The sequence below is a fragment of the Corynebacterium sp. HMSC076D02 genome (genome assembly GCF_001813815.1).
In the GTDB taxonomy this organism is placed as follows: Bacteria; Actinomycetota; Actinomycetes; order Mycobacteriales; family Mycobacteriaceae; genus Corynebacterium; species Corynebacterium simulans.
On sequence record NZ_KV814030.1, the window covers coordinates 1 to 242 of the forward strand.

A 242-nucleotide genomic window follows, 5' to 3' on the forward strand; every position below is an offset into this window, starting at 1 on the left:
TTCCGGGGGTTAGGCCCCCCGGCGAGTTCAGACAACGTCGCTGTGGAGGTGACATAGGAGATGAAGGCTTTGAAGTCGCAGGCCTGCGTGAGATCGGTGCGAGTTCGTGTCGTGGAGCTGCCGCAGTTCGGGTCTTTGCACCGCCACCTGGTTGTGCCTTTGGATGTGGTTCCGTTTTTCTTCATTTGCCCAGCACATACCGGGCATCGTGGCCTGTTTTTACTCACCCGGAAAGCACACCA

Annotated in this window: 1 pseudogene; it reads right to left on the minus strand. The window is 57.9% G+C overall.

The features are described 5' to 3' along the window. Positions 1-185, minus strand: a pseudogene (locus tag HMPREF2935_RS12905) (IS256 family transposase); the annotation flags it as partial. Between the last annotated feature and the right edge of the window lie 57 nt (positions 186-242).